This window comes from Escherichia sp. E4385 (assembly GCF_963883145.1).
GTDB lineage: Bacteria > Pseudomonadota > Gammaproteobacteria > Enterobacterales > Enterobacteriaceae > Escherichia.
The window spans coordinates 86,320-109,227 of sequence record NZ_CAWOOJ010000017.1 but is presented as its reverse complement, the minus strand read 5'-3'; the positions used below and the strand labels follow the sequence as shown (position 1 = coordinate 109,227).

General features: G+C 52.4%; 23 protein-coding genes. 3 read left to right on the top strand and 20 right to left on the bottom strand.

Going from position 1 to position 22,908, the window contains the following annotated elements:
• Nucleotides 1–124: 124 nt before the first annotated feature.
• The 5 genes from gntU to AACS80_RS17615 all read right to left on the bottom strand — a co-directional run bounded on the left by gntU (nucleotide 125) and on the right by AACS80_RS17615 (nucleotide 5,078).
• A complete protein-coding gene (gene gntU, locus AACS80_RS17635; protein WP_000210111.1) occupies nucleotides 125–1,465 on the bottom strand; it encodes a gluconate transporter in 1,341 nt (446 codons plus the stop codon).
• A gap of 3 nt (nucleotides 1,466–1,468) precedes the next feature.
• Nucleotides 1,469–1,996, bottom strand: coding sequence for a gluconokinase (gene gntK, locus AACS80_RS17630; RefSeq protein WP_000108330.1), 528 nt, complete (start codon nucleotides 1,994–1,996; stop codon nucleotides 1,469–1,471).
• Between the two features lie 138 nt (nucleotides 1,997–2,134).
• Nucleotides 2,135–3,130: a gluconate operon transcriptional repressor GntR gene (gene gntR, locus AACS80_RS17625; RefSeq protein ID WP_130209047.1), complete on the bottom strand. Its 996-nt coding sequence runs from the start codon at nucleotides 3,128–3,130 to the stop codon at nucleotides 2,135–2,137.
• Nucleotides 3,131–3,223: 93 nt separating this feature from the next.
• Nucleotides 3,224–3,919, bottom strand: coding sequence for a quercetin 2,3-dioxygenase (yhhW, locus tag AACS80_RS17620; protein ID WP_130209049.1), 696 nt, complete (start codon nucleotides 3,917–3,919; stop codon nucleotides 3,224–3,226).
• Between the two features lie 121 nt (nucleotides 3,920–4,040).
• Nucleotides 4,041–5,078, bottom strand: coding sequence for an oxidoreductase (locus tag AACS80_RS17615; RefSeq protein ID WP_135410760.1), 1,038 nt, complete (start codon nucleotides 5,076–5,078; stop codon nucleotides 4,041–4,043).
• Between the two features lie 474 nt (nucleotides 5,079–5,552).
• Between AACS80_RS17615 and yhhY the strand changes: the two genes are divergently transcribed.
• Entirely contained in the window at nucleotides 5,553–6,041 is a 489-nt protein-coding gene (gene yhhY, locus AACS80_RS17610) for an N-acetyltransferase (protein ID WP_130209054.1), read from the top strand.
• A 60-nt stretch (nucleotides 6,042–6,101) separates the two neighbouring features.
• On the opposite strand, the gene ggt is transcribed toward yhhY, so the two are convergent.
• Nucleotides 6,102–7,835 carry a gamma-glutamyltransferase gene (gene ggt / locus AACS80_RS17605; RefSeq protein WP_135410759.1) on the bottom strand — a complete coding sequence of 578 codons (1,734 nt, stop codon included), beginning with the start codon at nucleotides 7,833–7,835 and terminating at the stop codon, nucleotides 6,102–6,104.
• Nucleotides 7,836–7,955: 120 nt separating this feature from the next.
• On the opposite strand from ggt, the gene AACS80_RS17600 reads away from it, so the two are divergent.
• Complete coding sequence (locus AACS80_RS17600; RefSeq protein WP_130209058.1) at nucleotides 7,956–8,396, top strand: DUF2756 family protein; 441 nt, start codon at nucleotides 7,956–7,958, stop codon at nucleotides 8,394–8,396.
• On the opposite strand, the gene ugpQ is transcribed toward AACS80_RS17600, so the two are convergent.
• The 11 genes from ugpQ to livK all read right to left on the bottom strand — a co-directional run bounded on the left by ugpQ (nucleotide 8,383) and on the right by livK (nucleotide 19,805).
• On the bottom strand, nucleotides 8,383–9,126 hold the full coding sequence (ugpQ, locus tag AACS80_RS17595) for a glycerophosphodiester phosphodiesterase (protein ID WP_135410758.1): 744 nt from the start codon (nucleotides 9,124–9,126) through the stop codon (nucleotides 8,383–8,385). The two genes, AACS80_RS17600 and ugpQ, sit on opposite strands and share 14 nt — an antisense overlap.
• On the bottom strand, nucleotides 9,123–10,193 hold the full coding sequence (gene ugpC, locus AACS80_RS17590) for a sn-glycerol 3-phosphate ABC transporter ATP binding protein UgpC (RefSeq protein WP_130258722.1): 1,071 nt from the start codon (nucleotides 10,191–10,193) through the stop codon (nucleotides 9,123–9,125). The genes ugpQ and ugpC overlap by 4 nt, the downstream gene beginning before the upstream one ends.
• Nucleotide 10,194: 1 nt before the next feature.
• Nucleotides 10,195–11,040, bottom strand: coding sequence for a sn-glycerol-3-phosphate ABC transporter permease UgpE (ugpE, locus tag AACS80_RS17585; protein ID WP_000572183.1), 846 nt, complete (start codon nucleotides 11,038–11,040; stop codon nucleotides 10,195–10,197).
• Complete coding sequence (ugpA, locus tag AACS80_RS17580) at nucleotides 11,037–11,924, bottom strand: sn-glycerol-3-phosphate ABC transporter permease UgpA (RefSeq protein WP_000099289.1); 888 nt, start codon at nucleotides 11,922–11,924, stop codon at nucleotides 11,037–11,039. Before ugpA ends, ugpE begins: the two co-directional genes overlap by 4 nt.
• A gap of 97 nt (nucleotides 11,925–12,021) precedes the next feature.
• The gene (gene ugpB, locus AACS80_RS17575; protein ID WP_138183894.1) at nucleotides 12,022–13,338 is read right to left on the bottom strand and encodes a sn-glycerol-3-phosphate ABC transporter substrate-binding protein UgpB; all 1,317 of its coding nucleotides are present in this window, start codon (nucleotides 13,336–13,338) and stop codon (nucleotides 12,022–12,024) included.
• A gap of 359 nt (nucleotides 13,339–13,697) precedes the next feature.
• Complete coding sequence (locus AACS80_RS17570) at nucleotides 13,698–14,444, bottom strand: tetratricopeptide repeat protein (protein ID WP_135410757.1); 747 nt, start codon at nucleotides 14,442–14,444, stop codon at nucleotides 13,698–13,700.
• A gap of 524 nt (nucleotides 14,445–14,968) precedes the next feature.
• The gene (gene livF, locus AACS80_RS17565; RefSeq protein WP_000416891.1) at nucleotides 14,969–15,682 is read right to left on the bottom strand and encodes a high-affinity branched-chain amino acid ABC transporter ATP-binding protein LivF; all 714 of its coding nucleotides are present in this window, start codon (nucleotides 15,680–15,682) and stop codon (nucleotides 14,969–14,971) included.
• A gap of 1 nt (nucleotide 15,683) precedes the next feature.
• On the bottom strand, nucleotides 15,684–16,451 hold the full coding sequence (gene livG / locus AACS80_RS17560) for a high-affinity branched-chain amino acid ABC transporter ATP-binding protein LivG (RefSeq protein WP_000082101.1): 768 nt from the start codon (nucleotides 16,449–16,451) through the stop codon (nucleotides 15,684–15,686).
• Nucleotides 16,448–17,725: a branched chain amino acid ABC transporter permease LivM gene (livM, locus tag AACS80_RS17555; RefSeq protein WP_130209068.1), complete on the bottom strand. Its 1,278-nt coding sequence runs from the start codon at nucleotides 17,723–17,725 to the stop codon at nucleotides 16,448–16,450. The genes livG and livM overlap by 4 nt, the downstream gene beginning before the upstream one ends.
• Nucleotides 17,722–18,648, bottom strand: a complete 927-nt coding sequence (gene livH / locus AACS80_RS17550) for a high-affinity branched-chain amino acid ABC transporter permease LivH (RefSeq protein WP_001295111.1) — start codon at nucleotides 18,646–18,648, stop codon at nucleotides 17,722–17,724. Before livH ends, livM begins: the two co-directional genes overlap by 4 nt.
• 47 nt (nucleotides 18,649–18,695) lie before the next feature.
• Complete coding sequence (gene livK / locus AACS80_RS17545) at nucleotides 18,696–19,805, bottom strand: high-affinity branched-chain amino acid ABC transporter substrate-binding protein LivK (RefSeq protein WP_135408145.1); 1,110 nt, start codon at nucleotides 19,803–19,805, stop codon at nucleotides 18,696–18,698.
• 423 nt (nucleotides 19,806–20,228) lie between these two features.
• On the opposite strand from livK, the gene panM reads away from it, so the two are divergent.
• Nucleotides 20,229–20,612, top strand: coding sequence for an aspartate 1-decarboxylase autocleavage activator PanM (gene panM / locus AACS80_RS17540; protein WP_135410755.1), 384 nt, complete (start codon nucleotides 20,229–20,231; stop codon nucleotides 20,610–20,612).
• Here panM and ataT read toward each other — a convergent pair.
• From ataT to livJ, 3 genes are all read right to left on the bottom strand, one after another.
• Nucleotides 20,609–21,136 carry a type II toxin-antitoxin system toxin acetyltransferase AtaT gene (gene ataT, locus AACS80_RS17535; protein WP_130221353.1) on the bottom strand — a complete coding sequence of 176 codons (528 nt, stop codon included), beginning with the start codon at nucleotides 21,134–21,136 and terminating at the stop codon, nucleotides 20,609–20,611. The genes panM and ataT overlap by 4 nt on opposite strands.
• 6 nt (nucleotides 21,137–21,142) lie before the next feature.
• A complete protein-coding gene (ataR, locus tag AACS80_RS17530) occupies nucleotides 21,143–21,409 on the bottom strand; it encodes a type II toxin-antitoxin system antitoxin AtaR (protein WP_001277106.1) in 267 nt (88 codons plus the stop codon).
• Between the two features lie 149 nt (nucleotides 21,410–21,558).
• Nucleotides 21,559–22,662, bottom strand: coding sequence for a branched chain amino acid ABC transporter substrate-binding protein LivJ (gene livJ / locus AACS80_RS17525; RefSeq protein WP_130209078.1), 1,104 nt, complete (start codon nucleotides 22,660–22,662; stop codon nucleotides 21,559–21,561).
• Nucleotides 22,663–22,908: the final 246 nt, after the last annotated feature.

Here is a 22,908-nt window from a genome sequence, read left to right as displayed (position 1 = left end):
TCTTTAGGCAGTGATTAGAACGGATTATTAGCAGGTAAATTTGCGAGAGAGATCAAAAAGATGAAGAGGGGTGAAAAGAGAAATGAATTACTGCGAGCAAGCTCGCAGTAATTTGTCGCAGTAATTAACTCAACAACTGGAACGCAATCATCCCGACGATGGCACCAACAGTGCCGAGGATGGTTTCCATCATGGTCCAGGTTTTCAGCGTTTCGGCTTCGGTCGCACCGGTAAATTTACCGAACAACCAGAAACCAGCGTCGTTAACGTGGCTGACAACAATCGAACCACCGGCGATACAAATCGACAGTGCCGCCATTTGCGCACCGGAGTAATTCAATTGTTCAATGACCGGCATCACCAGCCCCACCGCCGTTAAACAGGCAACGGTGGCAGACCCCTGAATGATGCGCACTGCAGCTGCCAGCACGAAGCAGGTGATAGCAATCGGCAGGCCCATGCCGGTTAACGCTTCGCCCAGCGCCGGACCTACGCCAGAGTCAACCAGCACCTGTTTGAACACGCCGCCCGCACCAATCACCAGCAGAATGATCCCCGCCGGTTGCAGCGCGTGACCGCAAATCTCCATCACTTTGTCTTTTGGCATGCCCTGACGCATTGCCAGGCCATAAATTGCTACCAGACAAGCAACCAGAATCGCGGTAAACGGATGACCGATAAACTCAAACCATTCGTAAGCAGTTGATCCTTCTGGTACAAAACGCGCAGCAATGGTTTTAAGACCTACCAGCACCAGCGGCAGCAGGATCAGCGACAGGCTAAATCCAAAAGACGGCATTTTGCCTTCGCCGAGATGCGGTTCGCTAATGTCGTCAGGAATATGCAGCTCAACGTAACGGCTGATGAAATTGCCCCACAGCGGCCCGGCAATAATCATTCCCGGAATTGCCGCACACAGGCCAATCAGGATCATCCAGCCAAAGTCGGCGTTCATCTGCGATGCCAGCAGCATCGGCGCTGGTCCAGGCACCAGAAATGCCGCCGCTGCCGCCACGCCTGCGAATAATGGGATTACCAGTTTCACCAGGTTCGTACCGGTGTGGCGCGCCATTGAGAAAGCAACGCTAATCAGCAGAACAATCGCCACTTCAAAGAACAGCGGTAGCGCGCAGACCAGCCCCGCAAGGCCGATGGCATAATGCGCGCGGCTGTGACCGAAGGATTTGAGCATTTTGACGGCAATCTGATCGACTGCGCCGGTTTCATGTAAGATCTTGCCAAACATGGCTCCCAGGGCGACAACCACCGCCAGGAAGCCGAGGGTGCCTCCCATCCCTTTTTCCATCGTCGCTGCGATTTTATCGAGCGGCATACCGGAAAAAAGGCCAGCCCCCATAGACACCACCATCAAAGCCAGGAAAGCGTGCATACGCGCCTTCATGACTAAAAACAGCAGCAGTAAAACAGACCCTACTGCTGTTAAAACAAGCGTTAATGTAGTCACTACTTATTTGCCTTTTTTAATAACCTCAATGGTGCTTGCCACAACACCTTCCAGCGGTTGATCGATATCCACCACCAGTACATCGGTTTCGTCCGCACCCGGCTCCTGCAGCGTTTCAAACTGCGTCACCAACATTTGGGTTTTAAAGAAATGGCCTTTGCGCGCTTTCAGGCGGCTTTCAATCACATCAAAATCGCCTTTCAGGTAGATGAAAGAGAGATTCGGATTACCTTCACGCAGCAGGTCGCGATAGTGTTTTTTCAGTGCAGAACAGACGATCAGCGACACTTTATTGGTACGCTGCATGGCAAACGCGGCGTCGTTCAGCGCCTGCAACCACGGTTTGCGATCGTCGTCATTCAGCGGTTCACCAGACGCCATTTTTTCGATATTGCGGCGCGGATGGAGGAAATCGCCATCAAGAAACGCGGCATGAAGTTGATGCGCCACTTCACTGGCGACCGCAGATTTGCCGCTGCCCGATACGCCCATTAAGACGTAAATGTGGTGATCATGATTAGTCGTGCTCAAAGTGGTGCCCCCACAGTACAAGAATTAAAAATGTTACGGGTAACTGTTATCGGTAACATTCTCCAGCCGGACAAAAACAGAAGCAATATCCATCCGTGCCTTAAGTGTATAAGTGTGAGCTACTTCAAATTTGTAGGCTTAAATAGATCCACCCGGTGACAAGGTGAAACCTAAATCTAACATTTTCGGGGTCACCGCTTCGCCACGAATACGCGCCAGCAGGCGTTCAGCGCCAATGCTGCCCATCCGCTCACGCGGCGTCAGCACACTTGCCAGCCGTGGCTCCATCACCTGGCCGATGTCATGACCGTGGAAACCGGCAATCGCCATATCGTCAGGAACTTTCAACCCCAGACGCTGACATTCAAACGCCGCGCCGACCGCCAGGTCATCGTTGGTACAGAACACGCCATCCAACTGCGGATATTCCCGCCGCGCCTGACGAATCAGTTCAATACCGGAAGAGTAAGAAGAAGATTGTTCAACCATCACGCTATATGGCACCAGGCCTGCATCCAGCATCGCCTGCTCATATCCCTTCTGTTTGATGATAGTACGTTCGTCGAGACGTGCGCCGAGATAAGCAATGTGTCGATGCCCGCGAGCAATAATGGCAGCAGTCATCTGGCGTGCCGCTTCAAAGTTATTAAAACCGACAGCGATATCGAGGCACGGCGACTGGCTGTCCATCAGCTCCACCACCGGAATACCCGCCACTTCAATCATCTTTAAGGTGCGTGGCGTGTGGGTGCGTTCAGTAAGGATCAGGCCATCAATATTCCAGGAGAGCATCGATTCAAGGCGTTCTTGCTCCATTTCCGGCTTATAACCGTAGTGCGCCAGCATCGTCTGATAACCGTGCGCGTCGGTGACGCTTTCGATTCCGCGTAATACTTCCGCAAAAACCTGGTTGGTGAGAGAAGGTAACAGGACACCAATCGCCCGGCTGGTGGCGTTAGAGAGGATATCGGGCGCGCGATTGGGAATATAACCCAGTTCATCAAGAGCGGCGGCAATCTTGCCACGTAGAGCGACGGAAACTTGCTCCGGGTTACGCAAAAAGCGGCTGACCGTCATTTTGGTCACGCCTACACGGTCAGCCACATCCTGAAGTACGGGTCTTTTCTTTTTCATCGTCCTGAAAGGTACAAAAGGGATAGATTCCTTTAGTTTACCACGGACGCATCACAACCTTCCTGATTCCTCAGGAAGGTTTGTGAGATAAATTTAGACTGGCGGTAAATCGAACAGCAGGATTTCACTGTCGCTATCAGCGTGGACGGAAATCGCCTGCTCATCCCAAATCGCCAGACCATCGCTGGTCGAGGCTTTTACGCCGTTAATAGTGACATTACCTTTCACCACCTGGATCCAGACGCGGCGTTCAGCGGCAATCTGATGTATCGACTGCTCATCTTTTACCAGCGCCCAGCGGTACAGTTCCATATCCTGATACACTTTCAGCGAACCGTCACGCGCATCCGGCGAGAGCACCAGCTGTTTGCCCTGCACGGCATCGAAGCGACGCTGTTCATAACGCGGCGTAATACCGTTTTCTTCTGGCATGATCCAGATCTGATACAGGTGCAGACGCTCGGTGCTGCTTGGGTTGTACTCTGAGTGACGAATACCCGTACCCGCACTCATAATCTGGAACTCGCCCGCCGGAACCTGTTCTTTATTGCCCATGCTGTCCTGATGCTCAACAGTACCTTCCAGCACGTAGGTCAAAATTTCCATATCTTTATGCGGGTGAGTGCCGAAGCCCTGCCCTGCTTCAATCACGTCGTCGTTAATCACGCGCAGCGCGGAGAAGCCCATAAAGTTCGGATCGTAATAATTGGCAAAAGAGAAAGTATGCCAGGAGTCCAGCCAGCCATGATTTGCATGACCGCGTTCATTTGCTTTGCGTAAGTAGATCATTTGTATTCGCCCCCTGAATGATTTCGATGGGCTTAGTGTGGACCCGATCTGCCTGGGATGATAGAGGGTGAAAATTGACCCCTCTGTTCAAAAAAATTGAACTATTCGAGGGGCCATAAACTTACTTCACGAGAGTCACTGTGGAGGGAGAGGCTTGTTCAAAACCGCGTTCAAGGATTTCCAGATTGGTAAGAACTTCAGATTCCTTGACGTAATTTGGCGCACCGTTGGTGATGGTTTGGTACAACGCATCATACACACGTCCATAGTCGCCCATCTCCGGCTTCATCTCTTCTCTGACCGTCACGCCCTCGTCATTGACATACTCCAGCACACCGACCGAATCATCCGCCGCAAATCCAGGTTCGCCCGGCATAATATTAGCCTTCAGGCTGGTTTCCTGCTGGTCGATGCCGTATTTAATAAATGTACCTTTCTTACCGTGAACGATAAATTTCGGATAATCGATTTTCACCAGATGACTGGTTTTAACGATCGCTTTCAGGTCGCCATAAAACAGCTGCGCTTCAAAGGTGTCGTCAGGATTGGCTTTATTACGCAGGCTGCGGATGTCATAAGCGACGTGAGCCGGGCGACCAAACAGCGAGATAACCTGGTCCAGGGTATGCACACCAAGCCCATAGAACGCGCCATCCTGCGGCAGTCCAGGTTTGGTTTCTGCCACCGGGCGGTAATAGTCAAAATGGCTTTCCACTTCGACAATCTCTCCCAGCTTGCCGCTTTCAATCGCTTTTTTCGCCGTCAGGAAGCAGGAATCAAAGCGACGATTCTGATACGGCGTGACGGTCAGCCCTTTACTTTTCGCCAGCGCAAACAGCTCTTTCGCCTGCGCAAGCGTCGGGGTGAACGGTTTTTCGACAAGTACATTTTTCCCGGCTTCCAGCGCGCGCTTCGCGTACTCGAAGTGGCTGTCCGCGTGGGTGCAGACGACAACCAGCTTAACATCGGGATCGTTTAACACTTCGTCGAGATCGCTGGTGAAATGAATATGGGAATAAATGGGAACCTGTTCTTCCGGCTTCGCATGGCGGCGAAAAATATGCGCGACATGCCAGCTATCCTTGCGGTTAAGTACATACGGCAGATGGTAACGGGTGGTGCTTTTGCCGAAGCCAATAAAGGCACAGTTGATGACCATGATTTCGTCCTTTTTAAGGTGGTTATTTACACCTTAGCGCAAAGCGGACGCGGTTCCTATGCCTGGGCTTCAGTACGTCAGATTGTTGGCAAAGTGCACTTTGATCATGCCGGATGCGGCGTGAACGCCTTACCTACCTACACAAAATGGCATCGGTTTGTAGGCCTGATAAGCGTAGCGCATCAGGCAATTTTGCATTTGTCTCAACACGAGGAACACTTCACGTGGACAAAATGGCAATCAAACCAGTACGAAAGCAAAAAAAAAGCCAGCACCCGGCTGGCTAAGTAATACTGGAAGCAATGTGAGCAATGTCGTGCTTTCAGGTTCTCCGCGAGGGTCTTCCTGATCGCGAGACAATAATAATCATTCTCATTCGCACTTGTCCAACACTTTTTGCAAAAAAATGCATTTGACTCGTATTTGAAAGTCAATGATGTTGAAAGGGACATTTACCCGAAAGAGGACAGAGGAATGAGTGAGATAGTAATACGCCACGCAGAAACGCGCGATTATGAGGCCATTCGGCATATCCACGCCCAGCCGGAGGTGTATTACAACACACTACAGGTGCCTCATCCTTCAGAACATATGTGGCTGGAACGACTCGCCGATCGCCCCAGCATCAAGCAACTTGTCGCCTGTATTGATGGAACTGTAGTAGGTCATCTCACCATTGATGTACAGCAACGCCCGCGCCGCAGTCATGTTGCCGATTTTGGTATCTGTGTCGACGCCCGCTGGAAGAATCGCGGCGTCGCCAGCGCCCTGATGCGAGAGATGATTGAAATGTGCGACAACTGGTTGCGGGTAGATCGTATTGAACTAACGGTGTTCGTCGATAACGCGCCAGCAATTAAGGTCTATAAAAAATTCGGCTTTGAGATTGAAGGGACTGGCAAGAAGTACGCATTGCGTAATGGTGAATATATCGATGCGTATTATATGGCGCGGGTGAAATAGAGAATTTGTAATCTAAGTTTGTCATTTAAGCCCTCACCTACCAGGAGAGGGCTTAAGATATTAGTACCCTGCCGTTAAATCATCCACCGAGCGCGGGTCGGATGCGCCGTACAACTCACCGTCAGGCCCAACCATAATGCTTTGTGTACTGCCCATCGCCTCTTTCAGCGCCACTTTCTGACCTTTTGCTTCCAGCAGCTTGATCGTATCCGGGCTAAATCCTTTCTCGACACGCAGCTCGTCCGGCAGCCACTGATGGTGGAAACGCGGCGCATTGGTCGCTTCGGCAACGTTCATACCATAATCGATGCTGTTCACCACCATTTGCAGCACAGTGGTGATAATCCGGCTACCGCCAGGGCTTCCGGTGACCAGCCAGGTTTTACCGTCTTTCACCACAATAGTCGGCGACATCGACGACAGCGGGCGTTTGTTCGGCCCGACGGCGTTGGCATCACCGCCCACCAGCCCATAAACGTTCGGCACGCCTGGTTTGGCGGAGAAATCATCCATCTGGTTATTGAGCAAAATACCGCTCTCGCCTGCGACAATACCCGTACCGAAGGTGGTGTTCAGCGTATAGGTCACCGCCACTGCGTTACCGTCTTTATCCACCACTGAGTAATGGGTAGTTTGATTACTCTCATAAGGCGCAAGCTTGCCAGGACGAATTTCGCTGGATGGCTTCGCTTTATTGATATCGATTTGCTCGGCAATAGATTTGGCATAGGCTTTATTGGTCAGCGCCTGCCACGGTACTTTGACAAAATCCGGGTCGCCAAGATATTCCGAGCGGTCGGCGTAGGCGTATTTCTCGGCCTCTGCCATGATTTGCATCGCATCGGCGCTGCCAAAGCCGTATTTCTTCATATCGAAGTTTTCCAGAATATTGAGGATCTGCACGATATGAATCCCGCCGGAAGATGGCGGTGGCATGGAGTAAACCTGATACCCGCGATAATCGCCGCTAATCGGTGTGCGTTCTACTGCTTTATACGCGGCTAAATCTTCTTTGGTAATCAAGCCGCCATTTTTCTGCATCTCCTGAGCGATCTGCTCCGCTATCGTGCCTTTATAGAATTCATCCGGGCCGTTTTCGGCAATCATCTCCAGGCTCTTTGCCAGGTTCGCCTGCACCAGCTTGTCGCCCTTTTTCAGCGGTTCGCCCTCTTTCCAGAAGATAGCTTTGCTGTTTTCGTGATTCGGCAGCACTTCGCTACCGTAGGTTTTGAGATCGTCTGCCAAAGCGTCGTTAATGATAAAACCATCGCGTGCCAGTTTAAACGCCGGTTGCACCACTTTGTTCAACGGCATGGTGCCGTATTTATCCAACGCCAACGAGAAACCTGCTACCGTACCGGGCGTGCCGGAAGCCAGATGCGAAGTGAGTGATTTTTTGCTGTCCGGGTTGCCCTGATCATCAAGGAACATATCGCGGGTCGCTTTGGCGGGCGCCATTTCGCGGAAATCGATAGCCGTGGTATTGCCATTTTTCGAGCGGATTAACATAAAACCACCGCCGCCCAGATTCCCTGCCTGCGGATGCGTTACCGCCAGCGCGTAGCCCACCGCCACGGCGGCATCAACGGCATTCCCGCCCTCCTTGAGGATATCCACCCCCACCTGAGTGGCAGTAGCATCTACAGACGCCACCATCCCCTGCTTTGCGCGTACCGGATGGAAGACATCTTCCTCCACACCATAAGAAACAGGTGGCGCGGCTGCCGCACTAAAACAACATCCTGAAAGCAAAGCTGCAATCGCCGCCCGGCGTAAAAACGTCGGTTTTATCATCGTTATTCTCCAGTTATGTGTGGGGCAACCCCAGCTAAGCCTGGTATATAACTCTGAATTAATCATCGTTTTGCCGGGAAGCGAGTAAACTTAAAGGATATCTTCAGAGGAGGATACGCGATGAAACGACTTCTGCTTTTGACGGCACTCCTGCCGTTTGTCGGCTTTGCACAGCCCATTAATACTCTGAATAATCCTAACCAGCCGGGGTATCAGATCCCCAGCCAGCAGCGGATGCAAACTCAAATGCAGACTCAGCAAATCCAGCAAAAAGGGATGCTGAATCAGCAACTGAAAACTCAGACGCAATTGCAACAGCAGCATTTAGAAAATCAGATTAATAGCAACTCTCAGCGGGTATTGCAGTCGCAGCCGGGGGAGCTAAATCCTGCCCGGCAGCAAATGCTGCCCAACACCAACGGCGGGATGTTAAACAGTAACCATAATCCGGATAGTTCGCTAAATCAGCAGCATATGCTGCAAGAGAGGAAAAACGGCGACATGCTGAATCCGCCCAGCACGTCGCAGCCTGACATTCCGTTGAAAACTATTGGGCCGTAAAGTTCGGACCAATCACATCAATCGCATCGGTACAGATGCAATCCACGCCCCAGCGCAGCAACTCTGCCGCGCGCTGGGGTTTGTTGACGGTATACACCAGAATCCGCAGTCCGGCGTCTTTCAACTGCATCACTCGCGCTTTATCGAGCAACTTATGATTGAGATGAATAGAGACGCAGCCCAGCCGCGTGGTCAGTTCGCGCCAGTCGTCGCGCCACTCATCAAGCAATAAACCACGTGGCAGTTCCGGTGCCGCCAATTGTGCGGCTTCTAAAGCATCAGTCTCAAACGATGACAGCAGCGGCGGCGTCATACCTGCCCACAGTTCGCGCGCCGCCAGCGATACCATTTTGCCCGTTAATGGCCCGGTGCCAGTGGTGGGCTTGATTTCGATATTCGCCATCATCCCATGTTCGCGACAGCGTTCCGCCACCTGCGAAAGCAACGGCAGCGGCTCACCTTTAAACGCTTTGCTGTACCAACTGCCCGCATCCACGCGCAGTAAATCCTGCCAGTTCAGCTCGCCCGCAACGCCCCAACCGTTGCTGGTACGTTCGAGATTATCGTCATGGAGCAGGAAGATCTCGCCATCTTTCGATAACTTCGCGTCAAATTCGATCATCTTATGACCGTATTTTGCCCCTACGTCGATTGCCGCCAGGGTGTTTTCCGGGGCCAACTTACCGCCGCCACGATGAGCGACGATGCGGGGATAAGGCCAGTTACTCATACTCGTTGTCCTGTTTCACCATCAAAAAGATGTAGCTGATTTTCCGGCAGATGCAGCCACAGCGTGCTGCCTGCCGTCGGGCGCTCCTGATGCGCCAGTCGCACCACCAGCTTCTGTTCGCCCCAGCGTCCGTGTGCCAGATTATCAGCGCCGAGGATCTCCAGCGTGTCCATCACCAGTGGCACGCCGCCTTCTGCCTGCGAACTTAGCGCAATATGTTCCGGGCGGATACCGAGGGTCATTTTACGCCCGGCATACTGGCGATAGTAACCGTTTAGCGGCAGCGCAATACCGCCATCCAGTTCGAAATGCGTGCCTTCGTTATTCACGCGGCCAGCCAGTAGGTTCATCGCCGGGCTGCCGATAAAACTCGCCACAAACAGGCTGGCGGGCTTTTCGTAGACTTCAACTGGCGTGCCAATCTGTTCGGCAACACCGCCGTTCATTACCATCACTCGCTGGGCGAGGGTCATCGCTTCAACCTGATCGTGGGTAACGTAGAGTGAAGTTGTTTTCAGGCGACGGTGCAGTTGTTGTAGTTCAAGCCGCATCTGCACGCGCAGCTTGGCATCGAGGTTAGAGAGCGGCTCATCAAACAAGAACACCGCCGGCTCACGCACAATCGCGCGCCCCATCGCCACACGCTGGCGCTGACCGCCGGATAGCTCACGCGGGCGACGTTTGAGCAGGCCGTCCAGTTCCAGAATACGCGCCGCTTCTTTAACGCGCTCGGCGATTTGCTGCTTGCCCATGCCGCGGATTTTCAGCCCCCACGCCATGTTCTCCTCAACGCTCATATGCGGATAGAGCGCGTAGTTCTGGAATACCATCGCAATTCCGCGATCTTTCGGCTCCATTTCAGTGACACGCTTGCGGTCGATCCAGATATCGCCCGTCGTTACCCGCTCCAGTCCGGCCACCATTCGCAATAACGTCGATTTCCCGCAGCCAGACGGCCCGACCATCACGATAAATTCACCATCCGCCACATCAAGGGTCAGCGGTTTAATGACCTGGGTTTTGCCATCCCAGCTTTTGGTTACTGCCTGTAATTTCAGTCCTGCCATCTTATTTCTCACTATCGACCAGGCCGCGCACAAAGGCACGCTGCATCACTAAAACAATCACTACTGGTGGGATCAGGGTTAACAACATCGCCGCCATCACCGAGTTCCATTCCGTTGTACCTTCGCCAGTGGCGATCATCCCTTTAATCCCTGCCACGGTGGTGCCGAGATCAACGTCGGTAATAATCAACAACGGCCACAAATACTGGTTCCAGCCGTAAATAAAGGTGATCACAAACAGCGCCGCCAGATTGGTTTTTGACAGCGGAAAAACGATGTCGCAAAAGAAACGCATTGGCGACGCGCCGTCGATCCGCGCCGCTTCCACCAGTTCATCCGGCAGCGTCATAAAGAACTGGCGGAACAGGAAGGTAGCGGTCGCCGAGGCCATCAGCGGCAGCGTTAAACCAGCGTAGCTGTCGAGCATCTTCAGGTTGGCGATGACTTCCACCGTCGGGAAGATACGCACTTCAACCGGCAACATCAGGGTGATAAAAATCATCCAGAAGAAGAGGTTACGTAGCGGAAAACGAAACCAGACAATGGCAAATGCCGAGAGCATCGAGACGGTAATTTTGCCGAGCGTAATGCTGAACGCCATCACAAAGCTGTTAAGCAACATCCGCCAGAACGGCGCGCTATTCGTGCCGACCCCGTTCACCCAGATATTGTGGATGTTTTCCAGCAGATGCGTGCCGGGAATAAGCGTCATCGGCGCGGCGTAGACTTCTTGTTTATCCAGCGTCGCCGCGACAAACGCCACGTACAGCGGGAAGAGGATCACCGCGATCCCGAGGATCAACATGGTATGGCTGAATATTGTCAGCCACGGACGGTTCTCAATCATTGGTAACGCACCTTGCTTTCAACATAGCGGAACTGCACCACCGTCAGCACGATGACGAGGAACATCAACACCACCGACTGCGCGGCAGACGAAGCCAGATCCAGTCCGGTAAAGCCTTCGCGGTAGATCTTATAAATCAGCGTCGTGGTGGCCTGAACCGGCCCGCCGGACGTGGCGGCGTCGATCACCGGGAAGGTGTCGAAGAAGGCGTACACCAGGTTCACCACCAACAGGAAGAAGCTCACCGGGGCGATAAGCGGCAGCGCAATCTTAAAGAAGCGGCGAATTGGACCTGCGCCGTCGATGGCTGCGGCTTCAATCAACGAACGGGGAATGGATTGCAGCGCGGCATAGAAGAACAGGAAGTTGTAGCTGATTTGCTTCCACACCGAGGCAAATACCACCAGAAACATCGCCTGACCGCTGTTTTGCGCATGGTTCCAGTCGTAGCCGAACTCTGCGAGAAAATGAGTGATCAGCCCGCGACCGGGGTTAAACAGGAAGATCCACAATACGGCGGCAACGGCGGGAGCCACGGCATACGGCAGCAGCATTAAGGTTTGATAGAAACGGCTGCCGCGCACGATGTACTCCACCAGCGCCGCGAAGAACAACGACACCAGCAAACCGCTGACGGTGACAAAGGTGCTGAATTTTATCGTCGTCCAGAAGGAGTCGAGATAGTAGCTGTCATGGAACAGCGTGACGAAGTTATCCAGGCCGACAAACTGGCTGGAGAAACCAAACGGATCGACGCTTTGTAGCGAGTACCACAACGCTTCGCCCGCAGGCCAGATAAAAAAGATAACGGTGATGATGAGCTGCGGCGCGACCAGCAAATAAGGCAGCCAGCGCGAGCGAAACACCGGACGGGATGATGACATTACGGTTAATTCCTGAACTGTGCCGGATACGCTTCGCTTATTCTGCCTACACACGATGGCAGGTCGGATAAGCGAAGCGCACCCGACATTTCACTGGTTAAGACTTCGTCGATTTCTCAAAGCGGCGCAGCAACTGATTCCCACGCTCAACGGCGGTATCCAGCGCCTGCTGTGGCGTCTTCTTACCGGTCCACACGCTTTCCAGTTCTTCATCCACAATCACGCGGATCTGCGGCATGTTGCCCAGACGCAGCCCTTTGGTGAACGGCAACGGCGGCTTGTTCAGCATCTGACGCGTCGCGGTATCCGCCCCGGGGTTTTTCTCGTAAAAGCCCTGCTCACGGGTCAGGTCATACGCCGCTTTGGTGATTGGCAGATAACCGGTTTTCTGATGCCACTCGGCAGCGTTTTCTGGCTTCGCGAGGAAGTCGAGGAACTTCGCCACGCCGGTATACGTTTCTTTATCTTTGCCCTGCATCACCCACAGGCTGGCCCCGCCGATAATGGCGTTTTGTGGCGCACCTTTCGCATCGGCGTCGTAAGGCATCATGCCTACGCCGTAGTTGAATTTGGCGTACTCGCGAATGTTGGCAAGAGAACCAGAAGAGGCAGTCGTCATTGCGCAATCACCGTTATAGAACTTCTCGGTGGATTCATCCTTACGCCCGACGTAGCTGAAGTCGCCCTTCTTGTTCATCTCTTCGAGCATGGTGATGTGTTTCACCTGCTCCGGCTTGTTGAATTCAAGCACCGCGTCTGTGCCGTCAAAGCCGTTGTTTTTGCTGGCAAACGGCAGACCGTTCCAGGCGCTAAAGTTTTCCAGTTGGATCCAGCCCTGCCAACCGCTGGCGTAGCCGCAATTCATGCCGGAGGCTTTCAGTTTCGCGGCATAGTCAGCCAGATCCTGCCAGGTTTTCGGCGGCTGTTCCGGGTCTAACCCAGATTTCTTGAAGGCGTCTTTGTTGTAATAGAGAACGGGGGTCGAGCTGTTGAACGGCTGGGAGAGTAAGTGGCCCGTTTTGCTGTCGGAGTAGTAACCTGAAACCGTCGGCACAAACTGCGACTCATCGAATTGAATCCCCGCCTCTTTAAACACGTCATACACCGGTTTAATGGCTTTCGATGCCATCATAGTGGCGGTGCCAACTTCATAAACCTGCAAAATAGCCGGCGCGTTACCGGTACGGAATGCGGCAATCCCCGCGCTTAAATTCTGTTCGTAGTTGCCTTTATAGGTCGGTACAATTTTGTAATCCGGGTTTTCGGCGTTAAAACGTTGGGCCAGAGAGTCCACCTCTTTCCCCAGTTCCCCTTCCATAGAATGCCAGAACGGAATGGTCGTCACTGCCTGCGCATTGCCCATTAACGCCAGTCCGAGCGCCAGTGCTGAAGCTGTATAATGTAACGGTTTCATTGATTATCTCTCTTGTTGTACCGAATGCGCGAATTCACGCGTTTTATGCTCGCGGGGTAACATGACATGCTCGAATTACAGAAAAATAACTTTTTTGTTACATTTTTAAGATAGTAAGGTGTCAGAAAGATGACAAGGCGGTGACGGCGTGGGTGAGGGAAAATGGGAGATGGGGCACGGATATCCCGAGAATGCACTGAAAAGAGGCGATTAACGACCAGCTAATCGCCAGAACGCCTTACCATGAAGAGTAAAAATGGCAGCAAATTCTGCATCCAGTTTTGCTGCCCGTTGAGAAGTACATTTTTCAATTTTAACAATAGATTGCCGCTACACTGGTCTAACGGCAAAGAAGATTTTCATCGCACCACACTCTGCTTCAGCCGTTCATTGGCGGTCTTAATCCATTCCCGGTGGTGTTTTCTATAATGAGGTCTTGAGCGTTTAGCCGTATCAACCACAGCAACATACTGCTCGTTGGCTTCACGTAACCGACTCATTTTCGCCAGCATTTCCGCATAGTAAATACGCGCCTGCGGGCCGGGGTAATAAGAAACAAGCACCTCAAACTCGCTTTCCGCATCAGCGTATTTTTCCTGGGCGGCTAAGGTTCTGGCGAACAATAAATGCCCGTCTGCCGACTGAAAATCGGGGTTATAACGCATCACATCTTCCAGCGTCTGCTGGCAGGCGGCGAACTCCTGGATGGCAAATTGTGCCTGCGCCAGGCTCAACATCATTGCCGCTTCATGGACGAATATCCCGCTTAACGCCTGCTGATAATGGGGAACGGCTTCGTGATAACGCCCAAGGCGCGCCAGTTCATTAGCCAACGCATAATGGTTTTGATTGGTCTTCGCAATCGCCAGCTCTTCGGTTAATTTGTGCAGGTGGCGTTCCGGGCTGATTGTGTCCTGCAGACGCATCAGCAAAGTACGCCCGTGACGGTCAGCGCCCGTTTCAGGCAGCATCACCATGACAAAATACGCCACGCAACCAATCACCGGAAAACAGAAGATGATAAAAATCCAATACCGCTCTTGTCCGGTACGGTAAGCGTGAATACAGCAAAGCAGTTCAAGCATGGCGACAACAGCATAATGCATGGGAGGGAACCTTTCCGTGGCAAATAAGTGGTCTGGTTTTAATCCTCCTGGTCAGTCGAAACAAGTCTGTATACGGACGAAGTACATTGCTTGTCGGCTACCGGATTTAACGGCTATCCCCCGGTGTAAGACTGAATAAAGACGATGGCATATCCCACGACCAGTACGCTTGCACCAAGCATTAAGTTTATTTTTTTGTCCGCTAACCATAAGGCAACAAAAGGGAAAATAAATAACCCAAACCCTTGCAATGGCTCGCATGTTCTTCCAACCCATCCAGCATACAACCAGGCGCTAAAATAGACGATCAGCGTGCTACACGATTTATCGTTTTCGTCTGAAGAACTCCATCGCAAAACAACCGCACAGCAAAATAGCTTTAAAACGACCGTTAAGAAATCCATTATGATCCAGCTAATATTCCATTATCGGAATTAAACCATACTCCTGGCCGTCACTGAATCCAACTCAAGCGCCGTTTTTTATAGGCCCGGTGATCTGTATGCCACCGGGCAGATGACAATTTACCCGCCTAAATACGCACTTCTCACCGCTTCGTTCGCCAGTAGCGCATCACCAGTATCGGAGAGCACTACATGGCCGTTTTCCAGCACGTAGCCCCGATCCGCCAGCTTCAGCGCCTGGTTGGCGTTCTGCTCGACGAGGAAGATGGTCATCCCCTGCTCGCGCAGCTGCTCGATGGTGTCGAAGATTTGCTGGATGATAATCGGCGCAAGACCGAGCGAGGGCTCATCAAGCAACAACAAACGCGGGTTGCTCATCAGCGCGCGACCAATCGCCAGCATCTGCTGTTCACCGCCGGACATCGTTCCCGCCCGCTGAATACGGCGCTCATGCAGACGTGGAAACAGTTCATACACCCACTTTATGCGCTCCTGAAACTGGTCACGTTCAGCAAAAAAGCCGCCCATCGCCAGGTTCTCTTCCACCGTCATCCGCGAGAAAACACGACGCCCTTCCGGGACAATCGCCACCGCTTCGCGCATGATTTTCGCCGTCTGCCAGTCGGTAATATCTTTATCATCAAACACAATTCGCCCACTGGTAGCGCGCGGGTCGCCGCATAACGTGCCGAGTAAGGTGGTTTTCCCCGCCCCGTTCGCGCCAATGAGGGTGACAATCTCGCCCTGATTGATATGCAGGCTCACCTCATGTAGCGCCTGGATTTTGCCGTAGTGGGCGCTGACTTTGTCAAAGGACAACATGACTTTTTCCATCTTATGCCTCACCTAAATAGGCACGGATCACGTCCGGGTTATTACGGATTTGCTCCGGCGTACCGTTTGCCAGCGGCGTACCCTGATTGACCACGTAGATTCTGTCTGAAATTCCCATCACCAGCTTCATATCGTGTTCAATCAACAAGATAGTGGTGTTGTGATGGTTACGCAGTTCGGCAATCAGCTCATCCAGCTCTTTCGTCTCTTTCGGGTTAAGACCTGCTGCCGGTTCGTCGAGCATTAAAATCTCCGGCTGCGTCACCATACAGCGGGCGATCTCCAGACGGCGCTGGTCACCGTAGGCCAGGTTACTCGCCTGACGGTTAGCGTGTTCCAGCAAACCAATGCGCTCAAGCCAGGTGGCGGCGCGATCGAGCGCTTCACTTTGGGCGCGACGGAAGGATGGCGTTTTCAACAGGCCAGAGAACAGCCCAGTTTTAAGTTGCTGATGCTGTGCCACCAGCAGGTTTTCAATTACCGTCATTTCACGGAACAGACGCACATGCTGGAAGGTGCGCACCACGCCCATGCGGGCAATTTGCTGCCCCGGTAAACCTTCCAGGTGCTGATCGCGCAGTAAAATGGTGCCGCCAGTGGGTTTGTAGAAACCGGTCAGGCAGTTGAAGACCGTGGTTTTTCCGGCACCGTTAGGGCCGATTAACGAGACTATCTCCTGCGGGTACAGTTCAAGATTGACGTTGTTCACTGCCAGCAGGCCGCCGAAGCGCATCATCAGGCCGTTAACGGATAATAATGGCTGACTCATGCCTGCTCTCCTTTCGCTGCGCCGTTTTTCAGCTTCAGTTGCGGGCGCGTCATGGGCAGCAAGCCCTGCGGGCGCCAGATCATCATCAGCACCATCAAACCACCGAGCATTAACATGCTGTATTCGTTGAAATCACGCATCAACTCGCGCGATACCACCAGCAGAACTGCCGCCAGAATCACCGCGAATTGCGATCCCATACCGCCGAGCACCACTATTGCCAGCACAAACGCCGATTCGGCAAAGGTGAAGGATTCCGGGCTGACAAAGCCCTGACGCGCCGCGAACAGCGTTCCGGCAAAACCGGCAAACGCGGCACTGATGGTAAAAGCGGTCAGCTTGATACGACGCGGGCTTAAGCCCAGCGAACGGCAGGCGATCTCGTCTTCACGCAACGCTTCCCACGCACGCCCCAGCGGCATCCGCAGTAAGCGGTTGATGACGAATAAAGAAAACACCACCAGCAGCAACGCCACCAGGTAGAGGAAGATAACGCGATCGGACGGATCGTATTTCAGGCCAAAGAAATTACTGAAGGTGTCCCAGCCGCCTTCACGGGCGGTACGGCTGAACTCAAGGCCGAAGAAAGTCGGTTTCGGGATCTGACTGATACCGTTTGGGCCGCCGGTAATCTCGGTGTTATTGAGCAGCAATATACGCACAATTTCGCCGAAACCGAGGGTAACTATCGCCAGATAGTCACCGCGCAGACGCAACACCGGGAAGCCGAGCAGGAAGCCCGCCGCCGCTGCCATCAATCCGGCAATCGGCAAACAGGTCCAGAAGCCAAGGCCGTAATAGTGATTGAGCAGCGCAAAGGTGTAAGCGCCGATGGCGTAAAAGCCGCCGTAGCCCAGCACCAGCAAGCCGGAAAGCCCTACCACCACGTTCAGCCCGAGGCCAAGGATAATGTAGATCATGGTCAGGGTGGCGATATCCACCGTCCCGCGCGACACCATAAACGGCCACGCCACCGCAAGCACCAGCAGCGCCACGAGGAACAGCTTTTGCTTCACCGTGGAGCCATCAATGGCGGGCAGGATAAACTTCGGCCCGGAAACGCTTTTTAGCCCTTTCTGGAAAGCAGGTCGCAAAAGCTGGAAGAAAAAGACCACCGCCGTGCCGATAAACACCCACTCCCAACGGACATCCGAAGCCGTGTCGACCACCAGTTTGGTGCCGTCCAGCTCCAGCTGCACGCCCATAAAGACGCCCGCCAGCACAAAGAACATAGCGGCAGAGAGCAGCGCCATTGCAATATGCATCGGTTTCATACTTTCTCTACCTCCGGACGGCCCAAAATACCGGTCGGCATCACCAGCAGCACCAGAATCAGCAGGGCGAATGAGACCACATCTTTATATTCCGTACTCAGATAGGCAGAAGAGAGCGCCTCCGCAATCCCCAGGATCAGCCCGCCAATCATCGCCCCCGGAATGCTGCCAATCCCGCCGAGCACCGCCGCGGTAAAGGCTTTCATCCCGGCCATAAAGCCGATATAGGGGTTAATGACGCCGTAGAACTGACCGAGCAGTACACCCGCCACCGCCGCCATCGCTGCGCCAATCACAAAGGTCAGCGCAATCACCCGGTCGGTGTTGATGCCAAGCAGGCTCGCCATTTTCAGATCTTCCGCGCAGGCACGACAGGCGCGCCCCATGCGGGAATAGCGAATGAAAATCGTCAGCGCCAGCATGGCGAGGAAGGTGACAATCCAGATCACCGCCTGCATGGTAGTAATAGAGGCAGAGAAGTTTTCGCTATGACCCACCACCCACTGACCGTTAAACAGGCTGGGCAGCGCCACGTCGCGCGAACCTTCGGTCAGGCTGACGTAGTTTTGCAGGAAGATGGACATACCGATTGCAGAGATGAGTGCAATCAGGCGCTTAGAGTTGCGCACCGGGCGATAGGCCACCCGTTCGATACTCCAGCCGTAGGCGCTGGCAATGACTATCGCGCCGACGAATCCCGCCGCCACCAGCAACCAGCCGGTATCAATGCCCATCATCATCAGTGCGGCGATGATCATAAATGAGACATAGCTGCCAATCATATAAACCTCGCCGTGGGCGAAGTTGATCATGCCGATAATGCCGTAAACCATGGTGTAGCCGATGGCTATCAGCGCGTAGGTACTGCCCAGCGTGACGCCGTTAAACATCTGCTGCAAGAAATACAAAAACTGCTCAGACATAAGGTAACCTTTCTAAACCCGCCCGCATTTCACGGGCGGTGGGATGATCACTTGGCTGCCGTGGATGAACCGTCGGCGTGCCACTGGAAGACACCAAAATCAAATCCCTTAAGATCGCCTTTTTCATCCCAGTTCAGCGGCCCAATCACGGTATTTGCACCGTTAGCTTTTAAATCTTTCACCAGCGCCAGCGGTTCATCGCTGCCGGTACGCTCAAGGGCAGTCGCCAGAGATTGCACCGCCGCGTAGGTGATCCAGACATAGGGGCCGGTTGGATCTTTTTTGTCGCCTTTCAGGGCATCAACGATGCCCTGGTTTGCCGGATCCTGGTCATAGCGCTTTGGCATGGTGACCAACATACCTTCGGCGGCATCACCGGCAATGTTCGACAGCGACGCATTACCCACACCTTCCGGCCCCATAAATTGAGTTTTCAGGCCAACGGAACGGGCCTGGCGCAGCATCTGCCCCATTTCCGGGTAGTAACCGCCGTAGTAAACAAAGTCGATGTTTTCTTTTTTCAGGCGGGCAATCAGCGCAGAGAAATCTTTCTCGCCAGCGGTAATGCCGTCGAAGAAAACGATGTTGGCATTAGCCGCTTTCAGACTATCCTGCACCGAACGCGCCAGCCCTTCGCCATACTGTTGTTTGTCGTGAATGATGGCGATGCGCTGGGGCTTCACCGTCTCAAGAATGTATTTCGCCGCCGTTGGCCCCTGGGAGGAATCCAGTCCGGCAGTACGCATAATGTGTTGATAACCGCGTTGGGTCAGTTCCGGGTTGGTCGCTCCCGGTGAGATCATCAAAATACCTTCGTCTTCGTAGATATCTGATGCAGGTTGGGTAGAAGAAGAACACAGATGACCAATAACGTATTTAATGCCGTCATTAACGATTTTGTTGGCGACCGCAACGGCTTGTTTCGGGTCACAGGCATCGTCATATTCCACGCCAACCAGCTTATCGCCCTTAATTCCCCCTTTGGCATTGATGTCTTTGATTGCCTGACGCGCGCCGTTAAATTCCATATCGCCCCACTGGGCAACCGGGCCGGACATCGCGCCGACAACGGCAACTTTAATATCGTCGGCCAACGCGGTGTGTGATATTGCCAGTGCAATCATCCCTGCGATGATAGTTTTCGCATTCCGTTTCATTATTCAAAATCCCCACTCGTAATGTTGTGCTGCTTTGTTTTTATGTATTCAGAAATCAGACTGTTCTTTTTTTATACTGCACTGTTTTTACCTGTCTGATTAAGGGTTTAGCGCAGTATATTGTGATAATAGCGATTAAAATCCCTATTTTTCAGTCGATTAAGAACAGATAATATTCTGAATATGTTGATAGATAAACAGAAAAAAGCGTCGTTGTCAGCATAAAATAACGGCATAAAGGGCGGAACAATTCACTACCCATCAGGGGATTATGCTGGACAATTTTCATTCTCTAATGTTTTTAATTTGTAATTATTGCTGAAAAAAAATTAATCACCTGCCAAAAGAAATAAAAAAGAGAAAGCCTCCGATTAAATTATTTCGCTACACTGGTTCCACTTTTGTGATTTACACGGGTTACCCATGAAGCTGACCATCATTCGATTAGAAAACTTTAGCGACCAGGACCGGATTGACCTGCAAAAGATCTGGCCGGAGTATTCCCCTTCCTCTTTACAGATTGACGATAACCACCGTATCTACGCCGCGCGTTTTAACGAGCGTCTGCTCGCGGCCGTGCGGGTAACCTTAAGCGGCACCGAGGGAGCACTGGATTCCCTGCGCGTGCGGGAAGTCACCCGGCGTCGCGGTGTAGGGCAATATCTGCTGGAAGAGGTTTTGCGTAACAATCCTGGCGTTTCAGGCTGGTGGATGGCGGATGCTGGCGTGGAAGACCGCAGCGTGATGACAGCGTTTATGCAGGCATTGGGGTTTACGGCACAACAGGGCGGCTGGGAGAAGCGTTAATCGCTCTGTGTAAAAAGCAGTTCAATGGATTTGGTTGGGAAAAATAACGCATTTTCGTTTTCTCCGACCAGCGGGATAAAGCCCAGCGACTGATAAAACGTATGGGCTTTTTCATTCAGCGCCTCGACAAAAAGACCGTGAATACCTACCGCTAAAGAGGCTGACCAGACGACTTTCATGGCATGAGCAACCAATGTTGCTCCCCATCCCTGCCCCTGTAATGAACGATCAATTGCCAGACGCCCAAGAGTGACGCTGGGAATATTTTTGTAGGGAATTTTTTTCTGTTTCGATTTCGAGGGCAATGCGGTTCGTTCAAAACAACTGCCGGATAATGTGTAATATCCCAGCACCTGACGTTCTGGAGTGTTGCGACAAAGGATATACGCTCGCAGAATTTTATTGCGATGTTGACGAACCAGATGTGTCGTCAGAAAGAGATTTAACGCTTCCTCGCCGCAGTCGAATCGCTGTAGATCATAATCTGCATCATCGGTCAGAATCTCTATCGTCAGATCATCCATAAATTATTACATTCCCTGAAGACGTTTTGCCGCGCGTTTTAGCTTTTCACCTGGTGACGGGGGATTACTCAGCGCATCCATCACCCGCGTCCAGGATTCCTCATTGAGGATCATCCGCCGATGCTGTTCAATCACTTCCGCAGCCCGCTGTGAAGCGCTGTTCAACATAAATTGGCTGACGGACTGATTAGATATCGCTGCCGCTTCCTCAATCATACTTTTATCATCGTCAGTTAAACGCAGATCGATACGCTGCTTTTTAACAGCAGACATGTGAACTCTCCTGCTCCGTATAATATGTACGGCACATCACCGTACAATAAGCATATCCTAGATTGTTTAATCTTTCTACAACCATTTCGACAAACACAAAAAAACCCGATAGCCGTTAAGCGCATCGGGCATTTTCATTTATCTATCTGTTACTTCGCATCAGTCGCCGTGCCGTTGGCGTGCCAGTCAAATACGCCGAACTCAAAGCCTTTCAGATCGCCTTTCTCATCCCACGTCAGCGGTCCCATCACGGTATCAACCGAATTCGCTTTCAGGTATTTGGCGATCTCCGCCGGATCGTCAGACTGATTCAGGCCCGCCTGCAAAGATTGCAGCGCGGCGTAGGTGGTCCAGACAAACGCACCGCTTGGATCCTGTTTTTTTGCTTTGATCGCATCAACAATTGGTTTGTTCGCCGGAACCTGATCGTAGTTCTTCGGCTTGGTCACCAGCAGCCCTTCCGCTGACTCGCCCGCAATGTTAGACAGCGAAACGTTAGCCACACCTTCCGGCCCCATAAACTGAGTTTTCAGCCCTGCCGCGCGTGCCTGACGCAGGATTTGCCCCATTTCCGGGTGGTAACCGCCGTAGTAAACGAAGTCGATATTCTCTTTCTTCAGACGCGCCACCAGCGTCGAGAAATCTTTTTCCCCAGCGGTGATGCCATCAAAGAACACCACGTTAGCATTGCCTTTCTTCAGGCCGTCCTGCACCGCACGCGCCAGACCTTCGCCGTACTGTTGTTTGTCGTGGACGATAGCAATACGCTGCGGTTTCACTTTCTCAAGAATATATTTCGCCGCCGTCGGTCCCTGGTCGGAGTCCAGGCCGGTGGTGCGCATAATCAACTTATAGCCGCGCGCGGTCAGCTCTGGCGCGGTTGCCGCTGGGGTGATCATTAAAATGCCTTCGTCTTCGTAGATGTCAGACGCTGGCTGCGTTGATGAAGAACAGAGGTGACCAATCACGTATTTAATGCCGTCGTTAACGACTTTGTTCGCCACCGCGACCGCCTGTTTCGGGTCACAGGCATCGTCATATTTTACGATTTGCAGTTTGTTGCCTTTAACGCCGCCTTTGGCGTTGATATCCGCTACCGCCTGCTCTGCGCCAGTAAACTCTTGGTCACCGTACTGGGCCACCGGACCAGACATCGCGCCCACGACCGCAACTTTAATATCTTCCGCCAGAGCCATATTGCTGAATGCCAGCGCGATACATCCTGCCAGTAACGCTTTACCCTTTATATTCATCCTGAGGTTCCCCATTGTTATGGTGATTGTATTTGTTGTGATGTTGTTGTGTGACACGTTATTCTGCTTTTATCTATAAAATAAGCATATGATAGTGGCAATGACCGATGCTTGTGGTGTCATGACAGCATAGTCTGCTAAAAACATACCCCATTTTTCGGATTTTGAAACGAGAAATTTGATAAAAATGTAATGTAATAATGACAAAAATGTGCTGATTTATCAGTCATCCTGAGGAGGAGCCGA

Coding starts and splice junctions, on each gene's coding strand:
- livM (WP_130209068.1), bottom strand. CDS start 17,725: ATGAAACCGATGCATATTGCAATGGCGCTGCTCTCTGCCGCTATGTTC.
- panM (WP_135410755.1), top strand. CDS start 20,229: ATGAAGCTGACCATCATTCGATTAGAAAACTTTAGCGACCAGGACCGG.
- ugpQ (WP_135410758.1), bottom strand. CDS start 9,126: ATGAGTAACTGGCCTTATCCCCGCATCGTCGCTCATCGTGGCGGCGGT.
- ugpA (WP_000099289.1), bottom strand. CDS start 11,924: ATGTCATCATCCCGTCCGGTGTTTCGCTCGCGCTGGCTGCCTTATTTG.
- gntR (WP_130209047.1), bottom strand. CDS start 3,130: ATGAAAAAGAAAAGACCCGTACTTCAGGATGTGGCTGACCGTGTAGGC.
- ataT (WP_130221353.1), bottom strand. CDS start 21,136: ATGGATGATCTGACGATAGAGATTCTGACCGATGATGCAGATTATGAT.
- ugpB (WP_138183894.1), bottom strand. CDS start 13,338: ATGAAACCGTTACATTATACAGCTTCAGCACTGGCGCTCGGACTGGCG.
- yhhW (WP_130209049.1), bottom strand. CDS start 3,919: ATGATCTACTTACGCAAAGCAAATGAACGCGGTCATGCAAATCATGGC.
- ataR (WP_001277106.1), bottom strand. CDS start 21,409: ATGTCTGCTGTTAAAAAGCAGCGTATCGATCTGCGTTTAACTGACGAT.
- ugpE (WP_000572183.1), bottom strand. CDS start 11,040: ATGATTGAGAACCGTCCGTGGCTGACAATATTCAGCCATACCATGTTG.
- AACS80_RS17570 (WP_135410757.1), bottom strand. CDS start 14,444: ATGCATTATGCTGTTGTCGCCATGCTTGAACTGCTTTGCTGTATTCAC.
- livJ (WP_130209078.1), bottom strand. CDS start 22,662: ATGAATATAAAGGGTAAAGCGTTACTGGCAGGATGTATCGCGCTGGCA.
- AACS80_RS17615 (WP_135410760.1), bottom strand. CDS start 5,078: ATGGTCATCAACTGTGCCTTTATTGGCTTCGGCAAAAGCACCACCCGT.
- livH (WP_001295111.1), bottom strand. CDS start 18,648: ATGTCTGAGCAGTTTTTGTATTTCTTGCAGCAGATGTTTAACGGCGTC.
- ugpC (WP_130258722.1), bottom strand. CDS start 10,193: ATGGCAGGACTGAAATTACAGGCAGTAACCAAAAGCTGGGATGGCAAA.
- livG (WP_000082101.1), bottom strand. CDS start 16,451: ATGAGTCAGCCATTATTATCCGTTAACGGCCTGATGATGCGCTTCGGC.
- yhhY (WP_130209054.1), top strand. CDS start 5,553: ATGAGTGAGATAGTAATACGCCACGCAGAAACGCGCGATTATGAGGCC.
- livK (WP_135408145.1), bottom strand. CDS start 19,805: ATGAAACGGAATGCGAAAACTATCATCGCAGGGATGATTGCACTGGCA.
- livF (WP_000416891.1), bottom strand. CDS start 15,682: ATGGAAAAAGTCATGTTGTCCTTTGACAAAGTCAGCGCCCACTACGGC.
- ggt (WP_135410759.1), bottom strand. CDS start 7,835: ATGATAAAACCGACGTTTTTACGCCGGGCGGCGATTGCAGCTTTGCTT.
- AACS80_RS17600 (WP_130209058.1), top strand. CDS start 7,956: ATGAAACGACTTCTGCTTTTGACGGCACTCCTGCCGTTTGTCGGCTTT.